Genomic DNA, 23,872 nt, shown 5'->3' with positions numbered 1-23,872 from the left:
AGCGCTGGGCAACGGGGCTACCACGGAAACCGCGGTGGGCACGGCGGAGGTGACGCTGGCGGGTACGACGTACGACCTTGCTGGCAAGGCCCCGACAGGCACCGTCAGCGTGGGCACCAGCGGCGCCGAGCGCACCATTACCCACGTGGCGGCGGGACGCCTGTCTGCCACCAGCACCGATGCGGTGAACGGCAGCCAGCTGTACGCCACCAACCATGCGGTGGGGGGGCTGGATACCCGTCTGGATACCGCCGAAGGCAACATCAGTACTAACTCCGGCAATATCACCACCAATGCCGGAAAGATATTAACCAACTCCAGCAGTATTACCGCTAATGCGGGGGACATCACCAGCAACACCAATGCCATTAGCGGCAACCACGATGACATTCAGGACAATATCGATGCCATCGGGGGTATAGAGGCGAACGCGCGCTACTACAAGGCCAACTCCACTGGTGACGTGTCTGTCGCCACAGGTGTGGATAGTCTGGCGATGGGGCCCTCTGCCAGCGCCATGGGTGACGACAGCCTCGCCATCGGTAAGGGAGCCACTATCAGCGTCGCGTCCAGCGTCGCACTGGGCAGCGGGGCAAAGGCCGATCGCGTCATTGCTCCGGCTTCTGGGCAGTTTGCAGCGGGCTCAGGTGAGATCGCCTACAACACCGGTGACGGTACCTTGTTGGGTGAAGTCTCCGTTGGCCGGACTGGTGAGTACCGGCAGGTCACTCATGTTGCCGATGGTGTCGAGGACCATGACGCGGTGACGTTGCGTCAGCTCAAGGGGGCCATCGGCTCGCTATCGGATACCAATGCGCTGTTCTTCCATGCCAACGGCATCGTAAACGAGGACTCCGTTGCGTCAGGTGACAATGCCATGGCGGCAGGGCCTGGTGCAGTGGTCAATGCCGACGAGGCCATCGGTGTCGGTTACCAAGCCAAGGTGGAAGCATCCGCAGCCGGGGCGATTGCCATCGGTGACCAGGCCCATAGTTCTCTGGCCGATGCGGTGACGATCGGCTCGTCAGCACACGGTGGCGGGGAACAGTCCGTGGCCCTCGGTGCCGGGGCCAAGGCCACTCAGGCAGGTGCTGTTGCCCTGGGCGCGCAGTCCGTGACCGAGGATGCCGTGGCAACGAATGCCATCACCCTGATTGGTCAGTCGCGTGCAGTGGCAGGCAGTTCCCCCCTGGCGACGGTCAGTATCGGCTCGGTGGGCAAGGAGCGCACGCTGACTCATCTGGCGGCGGGGCGTGTGGCGGCGGATTCCACCGATGCCGTCAATGGCAGTCAACTTTTCGCGACCCATCAGGCGATGAACGAGCTGGTGGCTTATGACCGCATGGGCGACGGCAGCGTCAACTGGGGACGAGTGACCCTCGGCGCCAAGACAAGAGCGGCGGCCGGCACGGTGCTGGGTGGCGTGGCGGACGGCAAGATTGCCAGTGATAGCAAGGAAGCGGTCAACGGCAGCCAGCTCAAGGACACGAATGACCGCGTGGCCCGGGTGGAAGGCGATGTGGATGGCATCGAGGACGTCATCGATGACATGAATGGCGATGTCGCAGCGCTGGCGGATAGCGCGGTGCAATATGACGCAGACGGTGACAAGGGTCAGATCACGCTAGGGGGCACTAGCGGTACGCTTATCTCCAACGTGGCGGATGGCAGCATCAGCCAAGGCAGCAGCGAGGCCGTCAATGGCGGTCAGGTCTGGGACCTGATGGAAGACGTTGGCGATCTGCAAGTGTCGGCGCAGGACAGCAAGTACTTCCAGGCCAACTCCAGCGCTCCTGCCGCCCAGGCCAAGGGCGATGACAGTATCGCCATTGGCGGAGAGGCCGTCGCTGAGTCCAAGGGTGGCGTGGCCCTGGGCAGTGGAGCAATTGCCGATCGCGAAGGCATGAATGGCAAGCAGGAGGCTTTTTCTGACGTTGCGGTGGCATCGTCCCAGGGCGCGCTGTCGGTCGGGAGCGAAGGCAGTGAGCGCCAGATCACCCACGTGGCCGGTGGTACCGAAGACACCGATGCCGTCAATGTGCGTCAGCTCAAGTCCGTGCAGGAGGGCGCTGTCAACTATGACCGCAAGGATGACGGCAGCGTCGACTATGGATCTGTCAGCCTCGGGAAGGAGGGGGAGCCTGTTCAGATCCACAATGTAGCGTCAGGGACGTCGACCTACGATGCGGTCAACCTTGGCCAGCTGAATGCACTGGATAGCAAGTTCAGCCACGCCTATGACCATCTCAGCGACAAGATCAATGAAGTCGAGCGTGATGCCAGTGGTGGCATCGCCGCCCTGGCCGCTATGGCGGATGCCCCTTATGTCGCGGGGAAGTTCACCTACCACATCGGTACTGGCTACCACAACGGCGAATCGGCCCTGGGTGTGAGCCTCCGGCGCACGGCAGATGACGGTCGCTGGAGTGTGGGGCTAGGGATCGGCGCATCCCATGGGGGGCCGACGGTGGGGCTGGGTGTCTCCGGGGTGATCGACTGAGAACGCATTCCCGCGTTGCATGGTGTGGGGTGTCGCATGGACATATGTTGGAAGAGGGTGTGAAGCAATGAAGCGATGGATAAGCGTAGTAGCGGGCTTGCTGCTGACGCCAGCAATGGCCCTGGCAAGCGTGCAAAGCGGCATCGATGCCTATGTCAGTGGCAACTACCCCGCCGCGTATGAACAGTGGCTGCCTCTGGCGCAACAGGGTGACAAGGACGCACTGCATAACCTCGGCATCCTGTTTCTCGAGGGGCGAGGCGTCGAGCAGAACACCGAGCAAGCCATCTCCCTGCTGGAGCGAGCGGCAGAGCTCGGTAGCGTCTCGTCAGCGCTTGAACTCGCCGGGCTCTATGAAGCGGGACGACTGGTCCCCCAGGATGCCGCCAAGGCGGCCGAGTGGTATCGCCAAGCCGCTGAGGCGGGCTCACCGCTGGCCCACAACAACCTTGGGCTGTTGTACCTCAAGGGAGCGGGAGTAGAGCGTGATGTTGGCCAGGCCTTGAGTCGTTTCTCACGGGCGTCTTCAGCGGGTGTCGCCGTGGCCGCGGAAAACCTCGAGGCCGTCCTGGCGGGGCTTGCGGTCAAGCGGATCAAGGTACGCGGGGCCAATGTGCGTGAAGGGGGCTCGACTGCCTTCCCCGTGATTGAGTGGGCCGGCCAAGGTGAGCAGGTCCACGTGATCGATGAGGTCGATGGTTGGAGTCACGTCTACGTCGATGATGATCGTGCGGTAGGCTGGGTGGCCAGCCGCCTGTTGCAGGCGGCGGATCCCAGCTGAGGGAAGCGCTCGCTGATGTCGTAGGATGTATTGGATCGCGCAGCTCTATCGGCAAGGCCGCAGTTACCTAAAGGCTCTACGTTACTTATCGTGTCAGCTGTTCCGCTCCAGGGCGTCCACGCAGAAGCGCAGGGCGCCTTTTTCATGTTCATGCTCGACATGGAAGCGCACGTTGACGTCGCGCAGGCTGACGCCGTACTGGCGTTGGTCGTCATCACCTCGATAGGCCGGTCGAGGATCTTGGCTCAGGACCTGGACAATCAAGCGACTAAGCGATGCACCGTGTGGGTGATCATCCAGTGCAGCCTGCGCTTCGGAAGAAAAGGACACGGCATGCTGGATGGGGGCGGCGGGGGCGAATCCCGCCCTGGCATCGGGCCGGCTTTCGGTCCAGGGCAGATACGGCTTGATATCGACCACCGGGGTGCCATCCACCAGGTCCGCGCCGGCCAACAGCAAACTGACCCCCGCGGTGGTGTCGATGTCGAGGAGTTCGACCAAAGATAGCCCGAGACGGTTGGGACGATGTGTGCTGCGGCTGGCGAATACGCCCATTCGGGCATTTCCGCCCAGGCGAGGCGGCCGAACCATCGGTTTCCAGCGTTGCGGACTAAGGTGAAAGATGAACGTCAGCCATAGGTGGCTGAACTCATCGAGGCCTCTGACCGCCAAGGGGTCGGCAAACTCGCCCTCGAGTGTGAGCCAGGCTCTGGCGTCCTTGACCAGGCCCGGTTGCCTCGGGACACCAAACTTATCGGGAAAGTCGCTGTGAATGGTGCCGATGGGGGTAAGCGTGAAGCTGGAGTCGGACATGCTCAGGCAGTGGCTCCGGCAAGGGGAAAATGGTCGAGTGGCGTCGCAGGGAGGGCCGACGTACCGGTGATCAGCGGATGCAGGCATCGTGTCATGGCAAAGCAGTGGGGCATTATCTTCTCTCGGCTGGTATCAAGATGGAGCTGGCTATTGGACAGAGCTCGGCTTGTGGGTAGGCTTGGCGAACCTCGCCAGGCGAGGTTGATGGCTGCCAGTCCCCCAGGAGTGTCTTTCATGTCTGCCCCTCATCCAGCATCGCCCGCACAGGAAGTCCGGCTTCCGCGTATCCGCTATCGCGAAGCCCTGGCGGATGACGCCTCGGACCAGGCGGAAGTGTTCTATCACGCGGTCATGACCGGTGCCAGCCGTCATTACAGCATCGAGCAACGTCATGCCTGGGCCTCGGCATTGCCCCGCGAGGGCGCCGCCTGGCGGGCTCGTCAGGCACTGTTTACGACCCTGGTGGCGGACTGTGACGGCCGCTGTGTCGGCTTTGTCGAGTACGACATCGCCCGTGCCAGAATCGAGACGCTTTACGTTTGGCCATCCCTGGCTGGACAGGGGATCGGCGGGCGTCTGCTCGAGCTGGCGGAGGAACGACTCAAGCAGGCGGGGGCCAGACGAATGATCATCGAGGCCAGCCTGCTGTTGGCCGAACCCTTGCTCAGGGCTGGCTGGGTATCCCATGGCGAAGAGTGGGTCGAGCGTAACGGGGAACGGCTGCCTCGCCTGTGTCTGAGCAAGGCTCTGAGATGACGCTGACATGGCTCTGACGTGGGCTCTGACGTGGGCTCTGACATTTCGCTGAGACGATGACCCGGCCGCACGCCTGCCAGCGTGCGGGGGTACGCTCTATAAGCCCTCTGTCAGCGATAGGCCCTCTATCCAGTAACGAGTCCGCCGTAAGCCTCTGTCAGCTAGCTGGGCCGTCTTCCACCATCCGCATGGACAGGTCGATGGCCTTGATGTCCTTGGTCAAGGCGCCGCTGGAAATGCAGTCGACGCCGGTGTCAGCGATCGCTTTCAGGGTGGTCTCATCGACATTGCCGGAGGCCTCCAGCGTGGCGCGACCGGCGACCTGGCGCACGGCTTCGCGCATATCGTCCAGCGAGAAGTTGTCCAGCATGATGACATCTGCACCGGCTGCCAGCGCCTGGTTGAGCTCATCAAAGGTCTCGACTTCGACCTCCACGGTGAGATCCTTGGCGATGCCGCGTGCTTCCTTCACTGCTCCGGCGATACCGCCGCAGGCCCAGATGTGATTTTCCTTGATCAGGAAGGCATCGTAGAGCCCAATCCGGTGATTGGTGCCGCCCCCGCAGGCCACCGCATATTTCTGCGCGACGCGCATGCCGGGTAGCGTCTTGCGGGTGTCCAGCAGCTTGACCCCGGTCCCTTCCAGCAGGTCCACATAGTGGCGCGTGCGAGTGGCCGTGGCAGATAGCGTCTGCAGCAGGTTCAGGGCGGCCCGCTCGCCGGTGAGCAGGCTCCTGGCAGGGCCTGTCAGCTCAAGAAATGGCACGTCGGGCGTCAGTCGATCACCGTCGGCTGCATGCCAGGTCAAGGTGACGCGCGGGTCAAGGCGGCGGAACAGCTCATCGACCCAAGCCACGCCGCACAGGATGGCCGGCTCGCGGCTGATGACTCGGGCGTGGCCCTGGTGTTTTTCGGGAATCAGCTGAGCCGTAATGTCCACCGGGCCGACATCCTCTGCCAGCAGGCGAGCGGCGCTGTTGCGGATCTCTTCGGCAAGGGCGTCCTGGAAATGCATGGATATCTCTGTATTGCGGCGCGTGGAGCCGACATTATAGGGGGGATAAGCCTCGGCGTCAGTGCCTGGGCGACAGACTCCGATACCGGCAAGGAGAGGCCAGTGACCTGTGTGAACGGATGGTTGAACGGTGCTCGCCAGGTGCCTTCACCGAACATCAATGAGCGGCCCGACCAGGAAGTGTCTGCGGTGGTGCTGCATTCGATCAGCCTGCCGCCGGGTGAGTTTGGCGGTGATCATATCGAAGCGCTGTTCTGTAACCGGCTGGTGCCAGAGGCTCATCCTTACTTTGCCAAGATAGCGGGGCTCAAGGTGTCCGCGCACCTGCTGATTCGTCGAGATGGCGAGTGCGTGCAGTTTGCCCCCTTCGAGGCTCGCGCCTGGCACGCTGGGCGCTCGCGCTGGTTCGATGGGCATCGCATGCGTGACGAGCTGAATGACTTTTCCATTGGCATCGAACTCGAAGGTGATCCATCGACGCCATATCGAGACGCACAATACCGACGTCTGGCACAGGTGCTGCACGATCTGTTTGACGCCTATCCACTCATCACCCCCGAAAGGCTGACCAGTCATGCTCGAATCGCCCCTCTGCGCAAGGACGACCCGGGTCCGTCTTTTGACTGGGCTTACCTGCGCCGCTGTTTGCAGTGCCGCGAGTCGATGCCCTAGGCCAGCGTTCTTGCATAGTTTGGTCGCGAGCCGGGTGTCAAACGGTAGTTTGTTTACAAGTGGCTGACTTTCGTCACATAACTGGCAGAGGAGCGTGGCTAAGCCATTGTGTTGCAGTGCAATATAGCTGAATTGAAAAACATTTCCATAGCTGGTTCAATTGGCAGTGCAGGGCGATTGAGGTATCTTCTTGCCCAATCGTGCCCGGTTGGCACGGATAATCTCGTAATATTACTACATGCCTGACGCTGCGAGGCGGCCGGGGATTACTCCTCAATCCCGCTCGCTCATTGGCCTCGATCGCGGGGCAGTGGACCCCCATCGTCATTCGGAGAGACGTTCTATGAGTCTTGGTTCAAGAGAAGATCTCGATCCGGTCGAAACCCAGGAATGGTTGGATTCCCTGGAGTCAGTCCTGGATCGCGAGGGCGAGGATCGTGCCCGGTACCTGATGACACGGCTCGCCGACCGTTATCGCCAGGACGGCATGCAGGTGCCCTTCTCGGTCACCACCCCGCATCGCAACACCATTCCGGTGCACTGTGAAGCGCCGATGCCGGGCGACCTGTTCATGGAGCGTCGTATCCGCTCGGTGATCCGCTATAACGCCATTGCCCAGGTCATTCGTAATAACCGTGCCAAGCCAGGGCTTGGTGGCCACATCGCCAGTTTCATGTCCTCTGCGACGCTGTATGACGTGGGCTTCAACCACTTCTTCCGCGCCCCGAACGGAGACTTCGAAGGCGACCTGATCTATATCCAGGGCCACGTGGCGCCGGGTATCTATGCCCGTGCCTACCTTGAAGGTCGTCTGACCGAAGAGCAGATGGACAGCTATCGCCAGGAAGTGGACGGCAATGGCCTGTCCTCTTACCCGCACCCCTGGCTGATGCCGGATTTCTGGCAGTTCCCCACAGTGTCCATGGGTCTGGGCCCGATCCAGGCGATCTACCAGGCCCACGTCATGAAGTACCTGCACTCCCGCGAACTGCATGATATGCAGGACCGCAAGATCTGGTGCTTCATGGGTGACGGCGAGTGTGACGAGCCGGAATCCCTCGGTGCCATTCACCTGGCCAGCCGCGAAAAACTCGACAACCTCATCTTCGTCATCAACTGCAACCTGCAGCGTCTCGACGGCCCGGTGCGCGGTAACTCCCGCATCATCGACGAGCTCGAAGGTGTCTTCCGCGGCGCAGGCTGGAACGTGCTGAAGGTCGTCTGGGGACGCCACTGGGATCCGCTGTTCGAGAAAGACAAGAAGGGCATGCTGCAGAAGCGCATGGACGAGGCGGTCGACGGCGACTACCAGAACTACAAGGCCAACGGCGGCGCGTACACCCGGGAGCACTTCTTCGGCAAGTACCCCGAGACCGCCGAGCTGGTCAAGGACATGTCCGACGAGGACATCTGGAAGCTCAACCGCGGTGGTCATGACCCGTTCAAGGTCTACGCGGCGTATCACGAGGCGACCACCAACGCCAACGGCCGTCCCACCGTGATCCTGGCGCATACCGTCAAGGGCTACGGCATGGGTGGCGGCGATGGTGAGGCGGCCAACGAAGCGCACCAGGTCAAGACCATGGAGTACGAAGCGCTCAAGCGGTTCCGTGATCGCTTCGGCATTCCCATCTCCGACGAGCAGCTCAAGGATGTGCCGTACTACAAGCCCGAAGATGACTCTCCGGAAATGAAGTACATGCACTACCGCCGCGAGCAGCTGGGTGGCTACCTGCCGAGTCGTCGTGCGGACTTTGAAGCGCTGGAAATCCCTGGTCTTGACGACAAGACCTTCGCGTCCCAGACCGCAGGGTCCAAGGGGCGTGAGGTGTCCACCACCATGGCCTTCGTGCGTGTCCTGAATGGCCTGGTCAAGGACAAGAAGATCGGCAAGCGCGTGGTGCCGATCATCCCCGACGAGGCCCGTACCTTCGGCATGGAAGGGATGTTCCGTCAGCTCGGGATCTACACCTCCGAAGGGCAGAAGTACGAGCCCGTCGACAAGGGACAGATCATGTTCTACCGCGAGGATCAGAAAGGTCAGATCCTCGAGGAAGGCATCACCGAGGCCGGCGCCATGTCGGCGTGGATTGCCGCCGCCACGTCCTACTCGAACAACAACACCACGTTGTTGCCGTTCTACATCTACTACTCGATGTTCGGCTTTCAGCGTATCGGTGATCTGGCCTGGGCCGCGGGTGACATGCAGGCGCGAGGCTTCCTGTGTGGCGGCACCGCCGGCCGTACGACGCTCAATGGTGAAGGTCTCCAGCACCAGGACGGGCACAGCCTGCTGCAGGCAGCGATGATCCCGAACTGCCGGACCTACGATCCCACTTACGCCCACGAAGTGGCCGTCATCGTGCAGGATGGTTTGAAGCGCATGTTCGCCGACAAGGAGAACTGCTTCTACTACCTGACCCTGATGAACGAAAACTACGAGCACCCGGAGCTTGCCGAGATTCCTGCCGAGGACATCATCAAGGGCATGTATCTGCTGCGCGAGACCGAGGGCAAGAAGGGACACGTCCAGCTGCTGGGGTCGGGTACCATCCTGCGCGAAGTCGAGGCAGCCGCTGAAATGCTTGCCGAGGAGTGGGGTGTCGGCTCGGATATCTGGAGCGTGACCAGCTTCAACGAGCTGCGTCGTGAGGCGCTCGGTCTCGATCGTCAGGCCTTCATCAACCCTGAGGCCAAGCCCGAGAAGCCCCATGTCACCAAGTGCCTGGAAGGGCGTAAGGGTCCGGCTATCGCGTCCACCGACTACATGAAGCTGTACGCCGACCAGGTTCGCGCCTGGGTGCCGACCGACTATCATGTACTGGGCACCGACGGCTACGGTCGCTCCGACACTCGCGAAGCGCTGCGTGCCTTCTTCGAGGTGGATCGTTACTACGTCACCGTGGCGGCGCTCAAGGCGCTGGCGGATCGCGACGAGATCGATCGCAAGGTCGTGGCCGAGGCACTCAAGAAGTACGACATCGACCCGAACAAGCCCAACCCCCTGGACGTCTGAGGCGACAAGGGAATGTTCGGTGGCATGGCGGGCCGGGAGGCCCGCCTCCGTCAAGAGTTTGAAGGAGCGCGACCTTGAGTAGCGAAATCATCAAAGTGCCCGATATCGGTGGGGACACCGATGTAGAAATCATCGAGATCGCCGTATCCGAGGGCGATGTGATCGAAGCGGAAGATACGCTGATCACCCTGGAGTCGGACAAGGCCAGCATGGATGTGCCCGCGCCCAAGGGCGGCAAGGTCATCAAGGTGCTGGTCAAGGAAGGGGATACCGTCTCCGAAGGTGACGACATCGTCGAGATCGAAGCCGAAGGCGGTGGCGATGCCGATGCAGGCAACGACGCGGCTGACGATGCCAAGGACGACGCCCCCAAGGCGGAGGCCGACAGCCAGCAGGAGGCGTCAGCGGCCAGCGACAGCAAGCCTGCTCCCAAGCAGAGCGGCGGCAGTCGTACCGTGGAGATCAAGGTTCCGGACCTCGGTGGCTCCAGCGATGTGGAGATCATCGAAGTGGCGGTGTCCGAAGGCGATGATGTCGCCGAAGAAGATACCCTGATCACCCTGGAGTCCGACAAGGCTTCCATGGATGTGCCCAGCCCCCACGCCGGTAAGTTGGTCAGCCTGAGCGTCAAGGAAGGCGACACCGTCTCCGAAGGCGATGTGATCGGCACCATGGAAGTGGCGGGTGAAGGCGGCGACGAGGATGATGGCGCGTCGGATGACGCTGCGTCCGCCAGCGCGCCTGAGGCCAGCGAGCCTGCATCCGAGGATGACGGTGACGATGATGACGCCGCCGCAGAAGGCGGTCGTCAGGAAGTGCGCGTGCCGGATCTCTCCGGTTCCAGTGACGTGCCGATCATCGAGATGGCCGTCAGTGAGGGTGATGAGGTCGATGTCGAAGACGCCCTGATCACGCTGGAGTCCGACAAGGCCTCCATGGACGTGCCAAGCCCCTTCAAGGGCAAGGTGGTCGAACTGTCGGTCAAGGAAGGCGACACCGTTTCCGAGGGCGACTTGATCGGCTATATCGAAGTGGCCGGTGCAGCGCCCAAGAAGAAGGCAGCGCCCAAGCAGGAAGCGGCTAAGCAGGCAGCGCCCAAGCAGGAAGCGTCCAAGCAGCAGGCGTCTGGCGGCGGTTCGGCGGATAGCGCGAAGGGCTCTGCCGTGGCGGACAAGCCTCGCGATGCCAAGAACGTGCACGCGGGTCCGGCGGTGCGCATGCTGGCACGTGAGCTGGGTGTCGATCTTGGCCTGGTCAAGCCCTCCGGTCCCAAGGATCGAGTGCTCAAGGAAGACGTCCAGAACTACGTCAAGCAGGCCATGGCCAATCAAGGCAAGAGCCAGGGGGCATCTGCTCCGGCCGCCGCCGCGGGTGGTTCCGGTATTCCGCCGATTCCTGATCAGGACTTTAGCCAGTTCGGTGAGATCGAAGAGAAGCCGATGGGCCGCCTGATGAAGATGGGCGCCAACAACCTGCATCGCAGCTGGGTCAACATTCCCCACGTGACGCAGTTTGACGAGGCCGACATCACCGAGCTCGAGGCCTTCCGCAAGTCGATGAAGGCGGAAGCCGAGGCTCAGGGTGCGAAACTGACGCCGCTGCCGTTCATGATCAAGGCGTGTGCATACGCCCTGGCCAAGTACCCGCAGTTCAACGTCAGCCTCAAGGCCGACGGCGAGACCGTGGTGCACAAGAAGTATGTGCATATCGGCATCGCCGTGGATACGCCTGACGGCCTGATGGTGCCGGTGATTCGTGATGCCGACAAGAAGTCGCTGATCGACCTGGCCAAGGAGTCGGTGGAGCTGGCCAAGAAAGCCCAGTCCAAGAAACTCAAGCGTGAAGAGATGACCGGTGGTTGTTTCACCATCTCGAGCCTTGGGTCGATTGGCGGCACCGCCTTCACCCCCATTGTGAACCCGCCTGAAGTGGCGATTCTCGGGGTGTCCAAGGCGTCCATGAAGCCGGTATGGGATGGTGCGGCCTTCCAGCCACGCCTGATGATGCCGCTGTCGCTGTCCTATGATCACCGTGCGGTGAACGGGGCCGACGCGGCGCGCTTTACCGCGCTGCTGGGACAGCTGCTGACCGACGTCCGGCGTCTGCTGCTGTAAGCCCGCTCCACCTGGGAGCAACGAACGGCGCCGCAAGGCGCCGTTCGTCGTTGGCGGCCCGCCCATCAAGTGGCCCTTCACCTGATCAGAGGTGTTGGTGCCATGCTGTGCTACGTCACGCGAATCATGAACCTTTGATGACGCCTGACGAAAGTGCAATCCAGTATTTAGTTATTTGATATTACAGTTGTTTATCCTCTTTTTCCGGTGCTGTGGCGGTTGTCTCAGGTTGTGTCGCCAGAGCTGCGCGGGTATTGTTCGCTAACCCTATTCTTCACCCCGAATTTTTCGCTTTTTCGAAGGAGTTCTACTGATGCGTTTGATCCTCTTGGGTGCACCGGGAGCCGGCAAGGGCACCCAGGCTCAATTCATCTGCGAGCGTTATGACATTCCGCAGATTTCCACTGGCGACATGCTGCGCGCAGCGGTCAAGGAAGGCAGTGAGCTGGGGCTCAAGGTGAAGGAAATCCTGAATACCGGTGGTCTGGTGTCCGATGACATCATCATCGCTCTGGTGAAGGAGCGCATCGCTCAGCCTGACTGTGCCAATGGCTTCCTGTTCGACGGCTTCCCCCGCACCATTCCCCAGGCGGACGCCATGAAGGACGGTGGTGTGAAGATTGACCACGTGCTGGAAATTGCCGTGGCCGATGAAGAGATCGTCAATCGCCTGGCCGGTCGTCGTGTCCACCCGGCATCCGGTCGCGTCTATCACGTCGTCTACAATCCGCCGAAGGAAGAAGGCAAGGATGACGTCACCGGCGAGGCGCTGATCCAGCGTGAAGACGACAGCGAGAGCACCGTGCGCAATCGCCTGTCCGTGTATCACGAACAGACCGAGCCGTTGGTGGGTTACTACCAGGAGTGGGCAGCCGAGGCGCCTGAGGCTGCACCTCGCTACCACCGTGTCGCAGGTGTCGGCAGCGTGGACGACATCACCCGTCAGGTGCTCGCGGCCCTGGAGGGCTAGTCAGGCTTCACGCCCGTGCATCGCTGACCACGGCCCGCCATTGGCGGGCCGTGGTCGTTTACCGGGCATAGCCTGTCAAATGAGCCCGTCGAGTGAGCCCGCCAAATGTCCGATGAGCTCGGGTACCGGCTCCCCCCATTTTCCGGTCACTTGCTTTATAATGCGCCGGTTTTTCCCTTGCAGGATGAGTCCAACATGACCCTGATTGTGGCCCTCGACGCTTCTTCCAGCGCCTGTTCTGCGGCCTTGCTGCGCCGTATCGACGGCCAGCCGGATGAAGTGCTGGCACGTTTTGCGCAGACCCCGCGAGAGCACACTCGGCGTTTGATGCCGATGGTGGATGAAGTATTGGCAGAGGCTGGCGTCACGGCCAATGCGTTGGATGCCGTGGCTTACGGTCGTGGGCCAGGCTCGTTCACTGGACTGCGTATCGCGGCGGGAGTGGCTCAGGGGCTTGCTTATGGTCTGGGACGACCGCTGATCGGTGTGTCGACGCTGCAAGCGCTGGCTCTGAGCGGTTATCGCAGCCACCGTTATCGTTACATGGTGACGGCTCTGGACGCTCGTATGGGTGAAGTCTATGCCGCTGCCTGGCGTATCGATGATGGCCTCCCAGTAGCGTTGGTGGACGAAGCGGTGTTGCCACCGGAGCGGCTGCTACTGCCTCGAGAGCATGAGGATCATGACTGGGTCGGGCTTGGGTCTGGCTGGGCCCTGTGGGATCAGATGCCGGCAGAGCTCCAGGCCAACCTGAACCTGACAGTGGTGGACATCGATCCGGTTGCCGAAGACATGGCGCGACTTGCCGTGGAGGTGTTCGACGCTGGCGGCGGTCAGCGGCCCCATGACGCTCAGCCTGTCTATCTTCGAGACCAGGTGGCCTGGAAGAAGACGGAAAGGAAGCGTGCTCAGTGAGCGTACGCTTGGCCCCAGGGCTCGCCTTGCCCTTCACGCTGGAGCATTGCCCCGAAGCCGGGCTTTTGCTTGAGCGAGATGAGCAGGGACGGCTAGTGCTGGCAGGAGATGAGGCGCTCTACGGCAAGCCGCTGTGGGTCGACTTCATCGGTGGTCGTGATGGTCATCGCCGACGCTTCGGCGGAGGACGCGGTCAGCTGGTGGCCAGGGCCTGTGGCCTGGCAAAGGGCATTACGCCCCAGGTGGTCGATGCCACCGCTGGGCTCGGGCGTGACGCCTTCGTCCTGGCGAGCCTGGGTGCCGATGTGCTGCTGATCGAGCGGGTGGCCGCCATTGCCGCGCTGCTTGACGATGGCCTGCAACGGGCACGTGGCTGCGAGGAAACCCGTGATGCGGCGCAGCGCATGACCCTATGTCACGGCGACAGCAGCCGTGATCTCGCCGAGCTGGTGGCGGACCATCACAAGGCACCCGAGGTGATCCATCTCGATCCCATGTTTCCTCATCGGGACAAGTCAGCGCTGGTCAAGAAGGAGATGCGGGTTTTCCGGGAGTTGGCCGGTGATGATGCTGACGCGCCGCGCTTGCTGGAGGCGGCGCTTGATGTGGCGACTCACCGGGTGGTGGTCAAGCGCCCGCGCAAGGCTCCGCCGATCGATGGGCCCGAGCCAAGGCACCGGCTGGAAGAGAAAACCAGCCGCTACGATATCTACGTGCATCGCTCGCTCAAGGCTCAGGGTTGAGCGCGGACTGGCGGTCGCGCACGTCACTGTTTTCGCGGTAGCGGGTGATCAGCGCCAGGCGTCTGCGCAGTGATGCATCGAGCAAGCGAGAGGCACGCTGGGCGGCTTGTCTGAGACACTCATCGAAGTGGACCTGCTGCTGGTCAAGCCAGATCCAGCCTTCCTGCCCCAGGGTGTCGATCAATGTCTCGAACAGTTTGGGATCAAAGAATTCCGGTGCCTCGCGGCCGCTGAGCAGGCCTAGCCGTTCTGCCAGGTCGCGGGAGCGCTCGGTCAATTCCTGCCGGGTCAGGGTGCCGCTGCCCGCGTGCAGCAGAACTTCGATCAGCAGCGCGTTGCGTTCCAGCGACGGCTGAATCATGCGTCCGACCAGCTGCAGCCGCTCCCGCGCCGCCAGGCTGTCCTTCGGGGTGAAGCTCGCGCCGTAGCGTTCCAGCAGGTCGAGATCACACAGGCTGGTCAGGATGGCATCGATACGCTCTCCAAGATCGGCATCATCGCTGATGCAGAATTCATGTGCCAAGGGTGGCCATAGAGGACGCAGCAGGTCGTGCAGCTCTGCTGGGCTGCGCTGAGTTCGGCTACGGAAGGCAAAGGCCACCAGGGCCGGCAGAGCAAACAGGTGCAGCACATTGTTGCGATACCAGGCCAGTTGCGCGGCCTGTGCGGGGGTGGCACTGACGATATCACCCAGGCGGTGATGGTGGCGTTCGACCAGCTCCAGCGCGACGGCTTTGGTCACACAGTCCTCTGGCGATTCGGCCGGTAAACTGGGCGTCTGGGCGCAGGCCGGACTGCGGGCAAGCCGGCTCAGCAGCGCCAACTGGTCACACAGCGTCGCGTGTTCCAATGCGCGATAAGGTGACGCCAGCAGGGCAAGGCCGGTCAGGTTGGCAGCATTCAGCGCGGCGACCTCATTGATACGCTGCGTCAGCAGGTGTCCGAGACCCGTGACCGTGGGTTTCAACCAGGGGTGATCATCGGCCCCGCTAGTGCGCCACTCCGGGGCGGACCGGTCAAGGAAGTCGGCGATGGGCAGCGGTTCCCCGATGTTGACGGCGACCCGGCCGTAAGGCTCTCGCAGCCGGCCAATGACCCGCAACAGACCCAGCGGTGATTCCTTGCGCTTCTTGCCGCCGCTCAGTTCGCGCTGATAGCTCGAGTTCTCGAGAATGCGCTCATAGCCAATGTAGACAGGCACGAACACCATCGGGCGGTCGTCGCCGCGTTGACAGCGCATGAATGAGGTCAGGGTCATGGCCAGCATGCCGGGACGCGGAGACAGCATGCGGCCACTTCGCGAACGCCCGCCTTCGATGAAGTACTCCATCGGGTAGCCACCGGCCAGCAAGCGATGCAGGTACTCGTTGAAGACGGCGCCATAGAGGCGGTTGTCGCGGAAGCTGCGGCGCAGGAAGAAGGCCCCGCCGCGCCTCAACAGGGGGCCGATGATCGGCATGTTGAGGTTCTTGCCCGCCGCGATGTGCGGCGGCATCAGCCCCTCTCGGTAAAGCACGTAGGACAGCAGCAGGTAGTCGATATGACTGCGGTGGCAGGGCACGTAGATCAGGGTGTGGTCGCCTGCCAAGGACTTGACCTTGTCCAGGCCGGTCACATCGACGCCATCGTACAGGCGATTCCACAACCGCCGCAGGGCGCCGGCAAGGAAGCGCAACACCGGATAGGTCATGTTTGCCGCAATCTCATGCCCGTAACGGCGTGCACGTCGCTTTAGCCGCGAGGGCGACATCCCCTGGTCGACCTGCTGTCCGATGGCGTGGCGTACCGCATCGCTGGCCACGACGCCCTGGATCATGGTGCTGCGGTGAGACAGATCCGGGCCCAGCACCCGTGTGCGCACGCGGCGAAAATGCACGCGGAGCAGGCGAGCGGCCTTGCGGTTGGTGAGCGATGGGTCACCATTGTGCAGCTCCTCGAGGTGCAGAGGCGCGCCGAACTGCAGCTCCACATCGCGGCCGTTGATCAAGACCGACAAGGCCCGTCGAACTCGCCCGGTTAGTTGCCAGCTATCTGCTGCCAGCAGGTGCCAGAAGCCGAAATTCTTGCCCGGGGCGCGACCCCAGAACACGCTGACCGGTACTAGCTGGACCTGGATACCGTTGGCGACAAGCTGGGTAAATGGAGCAACGCTGGTCGCGCGGCCGCGCCACAGGCGCGAGCCACGAGCCGGAAGCGCCACGCAGCGTGGCAGTGAAAGCTCCGCCAACTTGCCGTGGGCGGGAGGCAGTCCATGCTCCCGACAGTAGGCATCCAGCAGCAGCACATCGCTGAGTGCTGGCCTTGGCAGCACATACAACGTCGGCAGGTCGGGATTGAGCTGCAGCGGAGCCGGCTCGGCCAGACGGACCTCTGTCCATAGTTTGATCAGTCGTCGCAGCGGCGCGTGAAACATAGCCATCCCGTTGTCCATGCCGCGAGCAGTCCGGGCTCGGCGGTCGTCCATGTGTGCCGTCAGTATAACGATCGGACACGCAAACTTGGGATTAATTGCGAATAAGGCTGACGTTAGGCCACCTTCTCTCGCGACTTTTCTGTGCCCTTTGATTAGGGTATTCAGGAGTCACGATGGTGGCGGGTGTGACGCTGCCATGGCCAGGCAACGACCCGCATGCAATGGCATGGAGGCCAGGCGAGATGAGTACCCAATGGCGTGAGCACAACGCGGTGGAACTGCTGCCAGAGGCAGATCGATTTCTGCCAGCCTTGTTCGAGGCGGTGGCTCAGGCACAGGAATCTGTGCTGGTAGAGCTATATCTGATGGAATCGGGTGAGCTGGCCAACCGAGTCATCGAGGCGTTGGTCGGTGCGGCCGCCAGGGGGGTGGCGGTCTATCTGTTGCTGGATGGATTCGGCGCGATGGGGCTGTCACGCGCTGATCGACAGCGGCTGACGGCAGGTGGAGTCTGGTTGCGTGACTTCAACCCGCTGGGATGGCATTCGCTGGCTCGCAACGTCAGCCGCGATCACCGCAAGCTGGTGGTGGTCGACCAGCGGCTTGCCTTCACCGGCGGATTTGGGGCGGTGGATGACTTCCTGTCGGCCTGGTTCGAGGTGGCAGTACGGGTGCGGGGCCCGGTCGTCAACGACTGGGTAGCGCTGTTTGCCCAGGTGTGGAATTCACCGCTGGCCAGAGGCGCCGACCAGGCGCCGGCGCTACCTCGCGTACCCGCCACCGCTGACGCGGCGGATGGCAAGATGCGGGCCAGGGTCATGTGGGGGCGTGGCTATCGCTTTCAGGCGATCCGTCATTCATTGCAGCAGCGTATCGATACCAGTCAGGGTCGGTTGTGGCTATGTACGCCCTACTTCGTGCCGACATTGGGTACGCGACTGAGACTGCAGCGAGCGGCACGCAAAGGGGTGGATGTGCGCCTGTTGCTGCCAGGGCAGGACCATGACCATCCCGGTATTCGATATGCCGGACAGCGCTTCTACTCGCGCCTGCTCCGCGCTGGAGTGCGCATCTACGAATTCCAGCCGAGCTTTATCCATGCCAAATTCGTCATGGTGGACGACTGGGTCAGTCTAGGGTCGTGCAACTTTGATCACTGGAGCCTGCAATGGAACCTGGAGGCCAACCAGGAAGTGGAAGATGCTGGCTTGGCGCAGGAGGTGGCGACGCTGTTCCAGCGCAATTTTGCCGTCAGCAAGGAAATCTCGCATGAGCATTGGAGCCGCCGCTCACTGTGGGCAAAGTTGAGAACCTGGCTGTATGGCACTCTCGATGGCTGGATGACGCGCTTGCGCTGATGGACGGTGGATACCGCCTCGTCCAGCGCGGGCTCGACGACGCCAGGCCTCGCCGAACCCGATGACAGTGCCGGTCGCAGCGCCGGTGGCAGCGCTAGTGGCAGTAAGGCTCAGCGCTTGCCCTTGCCTTTGGCGCCGCCCTTGCCGCCTGCTCCCTTCTTGGCGGAAGGTGGCGCGCCCTTGCCCCGTGCGGGGGACTTGCCTCTTGGCTTGGGCTTGGGGGTATCCGGCGGCACCCGGAAGTGCAGATACAGATCCAGCACCAGTTCAGGCAATTGGTTGACCAGCTCCTCCAGACGTTTTGCATCGCCGGCCAGGTCCGCCATGTCGGGTTCATCGGCAAACAGCCCCGACAGTGCCATGAAGGGCAGCAGCAAGGTGGCGACGCTTTCTTCGTCGCCCTCGAACCAGGGGGCCTCGTCCAGGAAGACGCCCTCCATGAAGCCGGCACACCAGTCCCCGATGGGGGTCTCTTCCGCTGCCATGCCATCCAGCGTCAGCTCGAAGGGCAGCTCTGGCAGCCCCCCACTTTCCAGCACATTGATGGCGTTGGACTTGAGCTGCTCGAACAGCCCCAGGATGATCTCACGCTCCTGCTCTGACTCGAACTCCGGTGAGCCGTGGAACAGCTCGGCCACCCAAGTGGCAGCATCGATTTCCCGTGGCGCTACTGCCAGGGCGACCAGAAAGCCGTGCGCGCCAATCAGGTCTAGCGCATCAGCGCCGGCCCGTTCCTCGAGAAAGTCATCGAGCAGGTCCAGGGCATCATCTTCGAGCAGCGGTTGCGGGAGCGGCGTTTCGGCGTCGGACATGGAGCGCTCACTTGGTCGGGGGTGGAATGGGGGCGGTCTTTACCGCCCTGGTTCGAGGCGGCATTCTAGCATTCCTTGAGGGAGACTGATGATTCAATGAGTGAGACGCGACGCAGACCGCATGCTGCTTTGGCAGGCACCGCCCCGGTACTTCCCGCGGTGGACGGAGAGTGGCTGGAAGCGCTCGGGGCCAAGGCACTGCATGCGGCGGTGAATGCCAGAGTGAAAGCGGCGGTGGCCCTGTGTCGCGACGTTCACCCGCATCTGCCGGAACCCGCCGTGTGGTGTGATCTGCGGGGGAAGGGCGCTGGTCAGGCGCATTTCGGCCGAGGGGGGCTGCGTTTCAATCCCAGGCTGCTGGAGGAGAACCGCCAGGCCTTCTTTGATGAGGTGATTCCCCATGAGGTAGCCCACTGGTTGGTCTGGCACCTTGAGGATGGTCCTTCCTTTCGTCCGCACGGGCGGGAGTGGCAGACCGTCATGGTGCGCCTGTTTGGCCTGTCACCCAGGGTGACTCATCGCTTTGACACCAGCCGGTCCAGTCCTGCACCGTTTCGCTATCGTTGCCACTGTCGTGACCACCATTTTTCTGCTCGCCGCCACGCCAACGCGAAGGCCGGTCAAGAGTATCGCTGTCGTCACTGTCGTGGGCGGCTTTGCTACATCGATCGGGCCGACTGAAAACATGGCATAACTCTTTGTTTGTAATAACAAAAATAGTCATACCAATGTCTAAGGGGAAAGCCTGGGCTGGCAACGTTATGCTGGCTAGCAGGTTATTCGCGCCGGACACGCCTCTGTTGGCGGCTGGCTCTCCACTTCAATGGGTATCCAAGGACAGAGCACCATGAGCGATCACAAGCACGTCTATCCGGTCTCCGATACGTTCGCCAAGACCGCCTGGGCCGACAAGGCCACCTATGACAAGCTCTATCGGCAGTCGGTGGAAGACCCTGAAGCTTTCTGGAAAGAGCAGGCCGCTCGCCTCGACTGGATCAAAGCCCCCAACACCATCAAGTCGGTCTCCTACGCCAGTGACAATGTGGATATCCGCTGGTTCGAGGACGGCACCCTGAATGTCGCCGCCAACTGCCTGGACCGTCACCTCGAGACCCGTGGCGACAAGCCGGCCATCATCTGGGAAGGTGACGATCCCGGCGAGTCGTCGGTCATCACCTACCGCGAGCTGTACGAGCGTACCTGTCAGTTGGCCAACGGATTGAAATCGCTTGGCGTTGGCAAGGGTGACACGGTGACGCTCTACATGCCGATGATTCCCGAGGCCGCCATGGCCATGCTGGCCTGTGCGCGTATTGGCGCGGTGCACTCGGTCGTGTTCGGCGGTTTCTCCCCTGATGCGCTGGCACAGCGGGTCAAGGACGCTGCTTCTCGCATCATCATCACGGCGGATGAGTCGGTTCGTGGTGGCAAGCACGTGCCGCTGAAGGACAACGTGGATGCGGCGCTGACTCGCGATGGCACCGATGTGGCGGAGAAGGTGCTGGTGGTCAAGCGCACCGGTGGGGATATCGAGTGGCACCAGGATCGTGATGTCTGGTACCACGACCTGGTGGCAGGACAGGACACTGACTGCCCCGCGGAAGAGATGGGCGCTGAAGACCCGCTGTTCATCCTGTATACCTCTGGCTCTACCGGGACCCCCAAGGGGCTCAAGCACACCACCGGTGGCTACCTGACCTACGCCAGCCTGACCCATCAGTACGTGTTCGATTATCACGAGGACGAGGTCTACTGGTGTACCGCGGACGTGGGCTGGGTCACCGGACACAGTTATATCGTCTACGGGCCCTTGGCCAATGGCGCCGTTACCCTGATGTTTGAAGGGGTGCCCAGCTACCCCACTCATGGCCGTATGGGCGAGATTGTCGACAAGCACCAGGTCAACATTCTCTATACCGCCCCCACGGCAGTGCGCGCCCTGATGGCCCATGGTGACCATGTCATGGACTCCAGCTCGCGCAGCAGCCTGCGTCTGCTGGGGTCTGTCGGGGAGCCGATAAATCCGGAAGCCTGGGAGTGGTTCCACCGAGTCATCGGCAACGGCCAGTGCCCAATCGTGGACACCTGGTGGCAGACCGAGACCGGCGGCATCATGATTACCCCGCTCCCCGGTGCCATTGCGCAGAAGCCGGGTTCGGCGACGTTGCCTTTCTTCGGGGTGCAGCCCGCACTGGTGGACAACGAAGGCAAGCGGCTTGACGGCGCGACCGAGGGCAACCTGGTCATCCTCGATTCCTGGCCGGGGCAGGCACGTTCCATCTGGAACAACCATGAGCGCTTCGTGCAGACCTATTTCTCGACCTATGAAGGAACCTACTTCACCGGCGATGGTTGTCGTCGCGACGAGGACGGCTATTACTGGATTACCGGCCGGGTAGATGATGTGCTCAACGTTTCGGGCCACCGCATGGGGACGGCCGAGATCGAGTCATCGCTGGTGGCTCACTCCGCCGTCGCGGAGGCCGCGGTGGTGGGCTTCCCGCACGATATCAAGGGGCAGGGCATCTATATCTACGTGACCCTTAACGATGAGGCGGAGCCCAGCGATGAACTGCGCAAGGAATTGACCCAGTGGGTGCGCAAGGACATCGGCCCCATCGCATCGCCTGACCATATCCAGTGGGCGCCGGGGCTTCCCAAAACGCGCTCTGGCAAGATCATGCGGCGTATCTTGCGCAAGATCGCGGCCAACGAATGCGATGGACTGGGTGATACCAGCACGCTGGCCGATCCCACGGTGGTGGAAGACCTGATCGAGCACCGCGCCATCAAGTAACAGCGGGTTGGCAGACGCTCGACATGGCATGAATCATGCCGAAACGCCGGTGGCGGCGATGCCCGCCACCGGCGTCTTTTCGTCTGGAGTGCACCGAATGGTGCGGACTTGATGGGCATCTTGTGGCTGACGTTGATGAAGGGAGTGCAAGGGTGCTTGGGAAAGCCGGTGGCCATGGGGTAACATGCTGGTCAAACAAGCGTCTTGCGTTGTGGCGTCAGGGCCTGACACGCCGCAGCGGAATCCGGAGGAGAATCCATGGCCTTTGCCCAGAAATTCATCGTTGCCGATGATCATCCGCTGTTCCGTGCTGCCTTGACGCAGGCGCTGCGCCAATTGGCACCTCAGGCCGAGATCATTGAAGCGGATACCATGGAAGCCACTTCCGACGTGGTGATCCGGCATCCTGATGCCGATCTGATTCTGCTCGACCTGCACATGCCTGGCGCTCACGGCTTCTCTGGGCTGATCCAGTTGCGTGGACAGACCCCGGACGTGCCGGTGGCGGTAGTGTCCGGCAGTGATGAGCTGCACGTGGTTCGTCGAGCCATCGACTACGGTGCGTCCGGCTTCATTCCCAAGTCTTCTTCGCTGGCGTTGATTGCTGAAGCCGTGGGGGAGATTCTCGATGGTGAGGTGTGGCTACCGGAAGACATGGCGGACGCCCTCGGTGAAGCCGATGAAGAAGAAGCCCGTTTCGCTGAGGCGATCGCCTCGCTGACCCCCCAGCAGTTTCGCGTGCTGAACATGCTGACAGAAGGGCTTCTCAACAAGCAGATTGCCTACGAGTTGAATGTGTCTGAGGCCACCATCAAAGCCCACGTCACGGCGATTCTGCGCAAGCTTGGGGTGCATTCACGCACCCAGGCGGTGATCGCCGCGCAGAAGCTTGAGGTCGAGCCGCCCAAGGTCGAGTCCTGAACGGACCTGGCCCAGCGCTGCAGAGCACCACAACAACACCCCGCCATCCGGCGGGGTGTTGTGTTTTGGGGTGCCCGGCGAGGGGCGCCCGGCGAGGGGGGCTCGGCCAGGAGTGCTTAGCGAGGGGGCTCGGCAGGGGGCATCAGGGCGAGGCCTGGTCGCTGCCGGGGTCGTCGTCCGGCATGACCAGCTGCGCCTGCCTTCCCATCAGGAAGTCCTGGTTGAGCGCCAGAGCCTCCCGCAGGTAGTCCCACAGCAAACGGATGCGCGTCAGCTGCCGCTGTTCCTGCCGCGCGGTGACCCAGAACTGCCTGTCGATCGATACGTCGTGGTCAAGCACTGTCCTCAGCTCGGCGCGCCCGGCAGCCATGAAGCATGGCAGCACGCCAAGACCGGCACCGCTTTCGGTTGCCATCATCTGCGTCGTGACGCTGGTGCTGCGTAGTGAAAAGTGGGCCTTGGTGTCCTCGCGACGGTGTGCCAGCAGAGGGTCCAGATAATTGAGCTGCTCACTGAACAGCAAGTCATCCACGTAGCCGATCAGCGGGTGCTGGCTGAGTTCCGTGCGGTGCAGCGGTGCACCGTGCTGTCGCAGGTAGCGATCCGCGGCGTAAAGCTTCAAGCGGTAATCGCACAGCCGGGATGTGACCAGGCCCTGATTGGCCGGCCGTTCGATGGTGATCGCCAGGTCGGCCTCATGACGGCTCAAGTTGACGACTCTAGGGAGTGCCAGCAGGTCTAGAGTGAGGCCTGGATGTCGGCGACAGAAAGCGCTGAGCAGGGGCGCTATCACCCAGGTGCCAAAGCCCTCGGTGACACCCAGTCGAATCTGTCCTTCCAGCCTCAGGTTGTGGTCGACCAGACCGTCAGTGGCGTCGTCTGCATGGCGTGCCATGAGCTCTGCGTGCACCTTCAATCGCTCGCCGGCTGGTGTAAGACGGTAGCCATGAGTACTGCGTTCAAACAGCTGAGTGTTGAGGCGCTGTTCAAACCGGCGCGTTCGACGAGATAGGGTGGAATGATCGACCCCCAGGCGCCGCGCGGCATCGGCCAGGCGAGGGTGTCTGGCCACTTCAAGAAAGACCTGCAGATCCTGCCAGTCGAGCACGTTTGCCTCCGGTTGTCCGCCGACATCGCTTTTGCAAAATTGCACAAGCAATGTGCCCCGCTGAACATTGTTTGGCTATCCGACCTGTGGCTAGACTGACCCTCTTTGCTTGCGTGTGTAGCCTCACGCTGGGCGTTGGTGGATCGCCCTGCACCACGCGAGCCGCTG

Annotated in this window: 18 protein-coding genes; 13 read left to right on the top strand and 5 right to left on the bottom strand. The window is 62.1% G+C overall.

Annotated elements, in window-relative coordinates; genetic code table 11:
* A partial coding sequence (locus tag KUW18_RS02690) for a YadA-like family protein (protein ID WP_222560740.1) occupies positions 1-2,500 on the top strand: 2,500 nt, incomplete at its 5' end.
* 67 nt (positions 2,501-2,567) lie between these two features.
* Complete coding sequence (locus tag KUW18_RS02685; RefSeq protein WP_222560739.1) at positions 2,568-3,281, top strand: SH3 domain-containing protein; 714 nt, start codon at positions 2,568-2,570, stop codon at positions 3,279-3,281.
* 93 nt (positions 3,282-3,374) lie between these two features.
* Here KUW18_RS02685 and tsaA read toward each other — a convergent pair whose 3' ends face one another.
* Positions 3,375-4,094, bottom strand: a complete 720-nt coding sequence (gene tsaA / locus KUW18_RS02680) for a tRNA (N6-threonylcarbamoyladenosine(37)-N6)-methyltransferase TrmO (RefSeq protein WP_222560738.1) — start codon at positions 4,092-4,094, stop codon at positions 3,375-3,377.
* A gap of 234 nt (positions 4,095-4,328) precedes the next feature.
* Here tsaA and KUW18_RS02675 point away from each other — a divergent pair, with 234 nt between their 5' ends.
* Positions 4,329-4,850, top strand: a complete 522-nt coding sequence (locus KUW18_RS02675; RefSeq protein WP_222560737.1) for a GNAT family N-acetyltransferase — start codon at positions 4,329-4,331, stop codon at positions 4,848-4,850.
* A 157-nt stretch (positions 4,851-5,007) separates the two neighbouring features.
* Here KUW18_RS02675 and nadC read toward each other — a convergent pair whose 3' ends face one another.
* Positions 5,008-5,865: a carboxylating nicotinate-nucleotide diphosphorylase gene (gene nadC, locus KUW18_RS02670; RefSeq protein ID WP_206940016.1), complete on the bottom strand. Its 858-nt coding sequence runs from the start codon at positions 5,863-5,865 to the stop codon at positions 5,008-5,010.
* 102 nt (positions 5,866-5,967) lie between these two features.
* On the opposite strand from nadC, the gene ampD reads away from it, so the two are divergent.
* The 6 genes from ampD (at position 5,968) to KUW18_RS02640 (ending at position 14,295) form a co-directional block, all read left to right on the top strand.
* Complete coding sequence (gene ampD, locus KUW18_RS02665) at positions 5,968-6,537, top strand: 1,6-anhydro-N-acetylmuramyl-L-alanine amidase AmpD (RefSeq protein ID WP_224851832.1); 570 nt, start codon at positions 5,968-5,970, stop codon at positions 6,535-6,537.
* 343 nt (positions 6,538-6,880) lie between these two features.
* A complete protein-coding gene (gene aceE / locus KUW18_RS02660) occupies positions 6,881-9,553 on the top strand; it encodes a pyruvate dehydrogenase (acetyl-transferring), homodimeric type (RefSeq protein WP_222560736.1) in 2,673 nt (890 codons plus the stop codon).
* A 74-nt stretch (positions 9,554-9,627) separates the two neighbouring features.
* On the top strand, positions 9,628-11,667 hold the full coding sequence (gene aceF / locus KUW18_RS02655) for a pyruvate dehydrogenase complex dihydrolipoyllysine-residue acetyltransferase (protein ID WP_222560735.1): 2,040 nt from the start codon (positions 9,628-9,630) through the stop codon (positions 11,665-11,667).
* A 313-nt stretch (positions 11,668-11,980) separates the two neighbouring features.
* The gene (gene adk, locus KUW18_RS02650; protein WP_206940008.1) at positions 11,981-12,637 is read left to right on the top strand and encodes an adenylate kinase; all 657 of its coding nucleotides are present in this window, start codon (positions 11,981-11,983) and stop codon (positions 12,635-12,637) included.
* A gap of 195 nt (positions 12,638-12,832) precedes the next feature.
* A complete protein-coding gene (gene tsaB, locus KUW18_RS02645) occupies positions 12,833-13,552 on the top strand; it encodes a tRNA (adenosine(37)-N6)-threonylcarbamoyltransferase complex dimerization subunit type 1 TsaB (protein ID WP_206940006.1) in 720 nt (239 codons plus the stop codon).
* Entirely contained in the window at positions 13,549-14,295 is a 747-nt protein-coding gene (locus tag KUW18_RS02640; RefSeq protein WP_374107033.1) for a class I SAM-dependent methyltransferase, read from the top strand. The genes tsaB and KUW18_RS02640 overlap by 4 nt, the downstream gene beginning before the upstream one ends.
* On the opposite strand, the gene plsB is transcribed toward KUW18_RS02640, so the two are convergent.
* On the bottom strand, positions 14,279-16,714 hold the full coding sequence (plsB, locus tag KUW18_RS02635) for a glycerol-3-phosphate 1-O-acyltransferase PlsB (RefSeq protein WP_224851831.1): 2,436 nt from the start codon (positions 16,712-16,714) through the stop codon (positions 14,279-14,281). The genes KUW18_RS02640 and plsB overlap by 17 nt on opposite strands.
* A 236-nt stretch (positions 16,715-16,950) precedes the next feature.
* Here plsB and KUW18_RS02630 point away from each other — a divergent pair, with 236 nt between their 5' ends.
* The gene (locus KUW18_RS02630; protein WP_206940004.1) at positions 16,951-18,066 is read left to right on the top strand and encodes a phospholipase D-like domain-containing protein; all 1,116 of its coding nucleotides are present in this window, start codon (positions 16,951-16,953) and stop codon (positions 18,064-18,066) included.
* Between the two features lie 110 nt (positions 18,067-18,176).
* Here KUW18_RS02630 and KUW18_RS02625 read toward each other — a convergent pair whose 3' ends face one another.
* Positions 18,177-18,878, bottom strand: coding sequence for a YecA family protein (locus KUW18_RS02625; RefSeq protein ID WP_206940002.1), 702 nt, complete (start codon positions 18,876-18,878; stop codon positions 18,177-18,179).
* Positions 18,879-18,974: 96 nt separating this feature from the next.
* On the opposite strand from KUW18_RS02625, the gene KUW18_RS02620 reads away from it, so the two are divergent.
* From KUW18_RS02620 to KUW18_RS02610, 3 genes are all read left to right on the top strand, one after another.
* Positions 18,975-19,559, top strand: a complete 585-nt coding sequence (locus tag KUW18_RS02620) for a SprT-like domain-containing protein (protein WP_206940000.1) — start codon at positions 18,975-18,977, stop codon at positions 19,557-19,559.
* A gap of 166 nt (positions 19,560-19,725) precedes the next feature.
* Positions 19,726-21,675 carry an acetate--CoA ligase gene (gene acs / locus KUW18_RS02615; RefSeq protein ID WP_222161675.1) on the top strand — a complete coding sequence of 650 codons (1,950 nt, stop codon included), beginning with the start codon at positions 19,726-19,728 and terminating at the stop codon, positions 21,673-21,675.
* Between the two features lie 258 nt (positions 21,676-21,933).
* On the top strand, positions 21,934-22,596 hold the full coding sequence (locus tag KUW18_RS02610) for a LuxR C-terminal-related transcriptional regulator (RefSeq protein WP_206939996.1): 663 nt from the start codon (positions 21,934-21,936) through the stop codon (positions 22,594-22,596).
* Positions 22,597-22,738: 142 nt separating this feature from the next.
* Here KUW18_RS02610 and KUW18_RS02605 read toward each other — a convergent pair whose 3' ends face one another.
* A complete protein-coding gene (locus KUW18_RS02605) occupies positions 22,739-23,704 on the bottom strand; it encodes a LysR family transcriptional regulator (RefSeq protein ID WP_206939994.1) in 966 nt (321 codons plus the stop codon).
* Positions 23,705-23,872 lie beyond the last annotated feature (168 nt).

Origin of the sequence: Halomonas sp. DP5Y7-2 (assembly GCF_019802025.1) — a bacterium.
Lineage (GTDB): Bacteria > Pseudomonadota > Gammaproteobacteria > Pseudomonadales > Halomonadaceae > Halomonas > Halomonas litopenaei_A.
Note: the sequence above shows the minus strand (reverse complement) of the source record. Positions and strands in the feature narration are given on the sequence as shown.

Excerpts from the sequence above, each read along its gene's own strand:
- plsB (WP_224851831.1), bottom strand. The coding sequence starts at position 16,714 with ATGGCTATGTTTCACGCGCCGCTGCGACGACTGATCAAACTATGGACA.
- aceE (WP_222560736.1), top strand. The coding sequence starts at position 6,881 with ATGAGTCTTGGTTCAAGAGAAGATCTCGATCCGGTCGAAACCCAGGAA.
- KUW18_RS02685 (WP_222560739.1), top strand. The coding sequence starts at position 2,568 with ATGAAGCGATGGATAAGCGTAGTAGCGGGCTTGCTGCTGACGCCAGCA.
- KUW18_RS02610 (WP_206939996.1), top strand. The coding sequence starts at position 21,934 with ATGGCCTTTGCCCAGAAATTCATCGTTGCCGATGATCATCCGCTGTTC.
- adk (WP_206940008.1), top strand. The coding sequence starts at position 11,981 with ATGCGTTTGATCCTCTTGGGTGCACCGGGAGCCGGCAAGGGCACCCAG.
- KUW18_RS02675 (WP_222560737.1), top strand. The coding sequence starts at position 4,329 with ATGTCTGCCCCTCATCCAGCATCGCCCGCACAGGAAGTCCGGCTTCCG.
- tsaA (WP_222560738.1), bottom strand. The coding sequence starts at position 4,094 with ATGTCCGACTCCAGCTTCACGCTTACCCCCATCGGCACCATTCACAGC.
- acs (WP_222161675.1), top strand. The coding sequence starts at position 19,726 with ATGAGCGATCACAAGCACGTCTATCCGGTCTCCGATACGTTCGCCAAG.
- KUW18_RS02620 (WP_206940000.1), top strand. The coding sequence starts at position 18,975 with ATGAGTGAGACGCGACGCAGACCGCATGCTGCTTTGGCAGGCACCGCC.
- nadC (WP_206940016.1), bottom strand. The coding sequence starts at position 5,865 with ATGCATTTCCAGGACGCCCTTGCCGAAGAGATCCGCAACAGCGCCGCT.
- KUW18_RS02625 (WP_206940002.1), bottom strand. The coding sequence starts at position 18,878 with ATGTCCGACGCCGAAACGCCGCTCCCGCAACCGCTGCTCGAAGATGAT.
- KUW18_RS02630 (WP_206940004.1), top strand. The coding sequence starts at position 16,951 with ATGAGTACCCAATGGCGTGAGCACAACGCGGTGGAACTGCTGCCAGAG.
- tsaB (WP_206940006.1), top strand. The coding sequence starts at position 12,833 with ATGACCCTGATTGTGGCCCTCGACGCTTCTTCCAGCGCCTGTTCTGCG.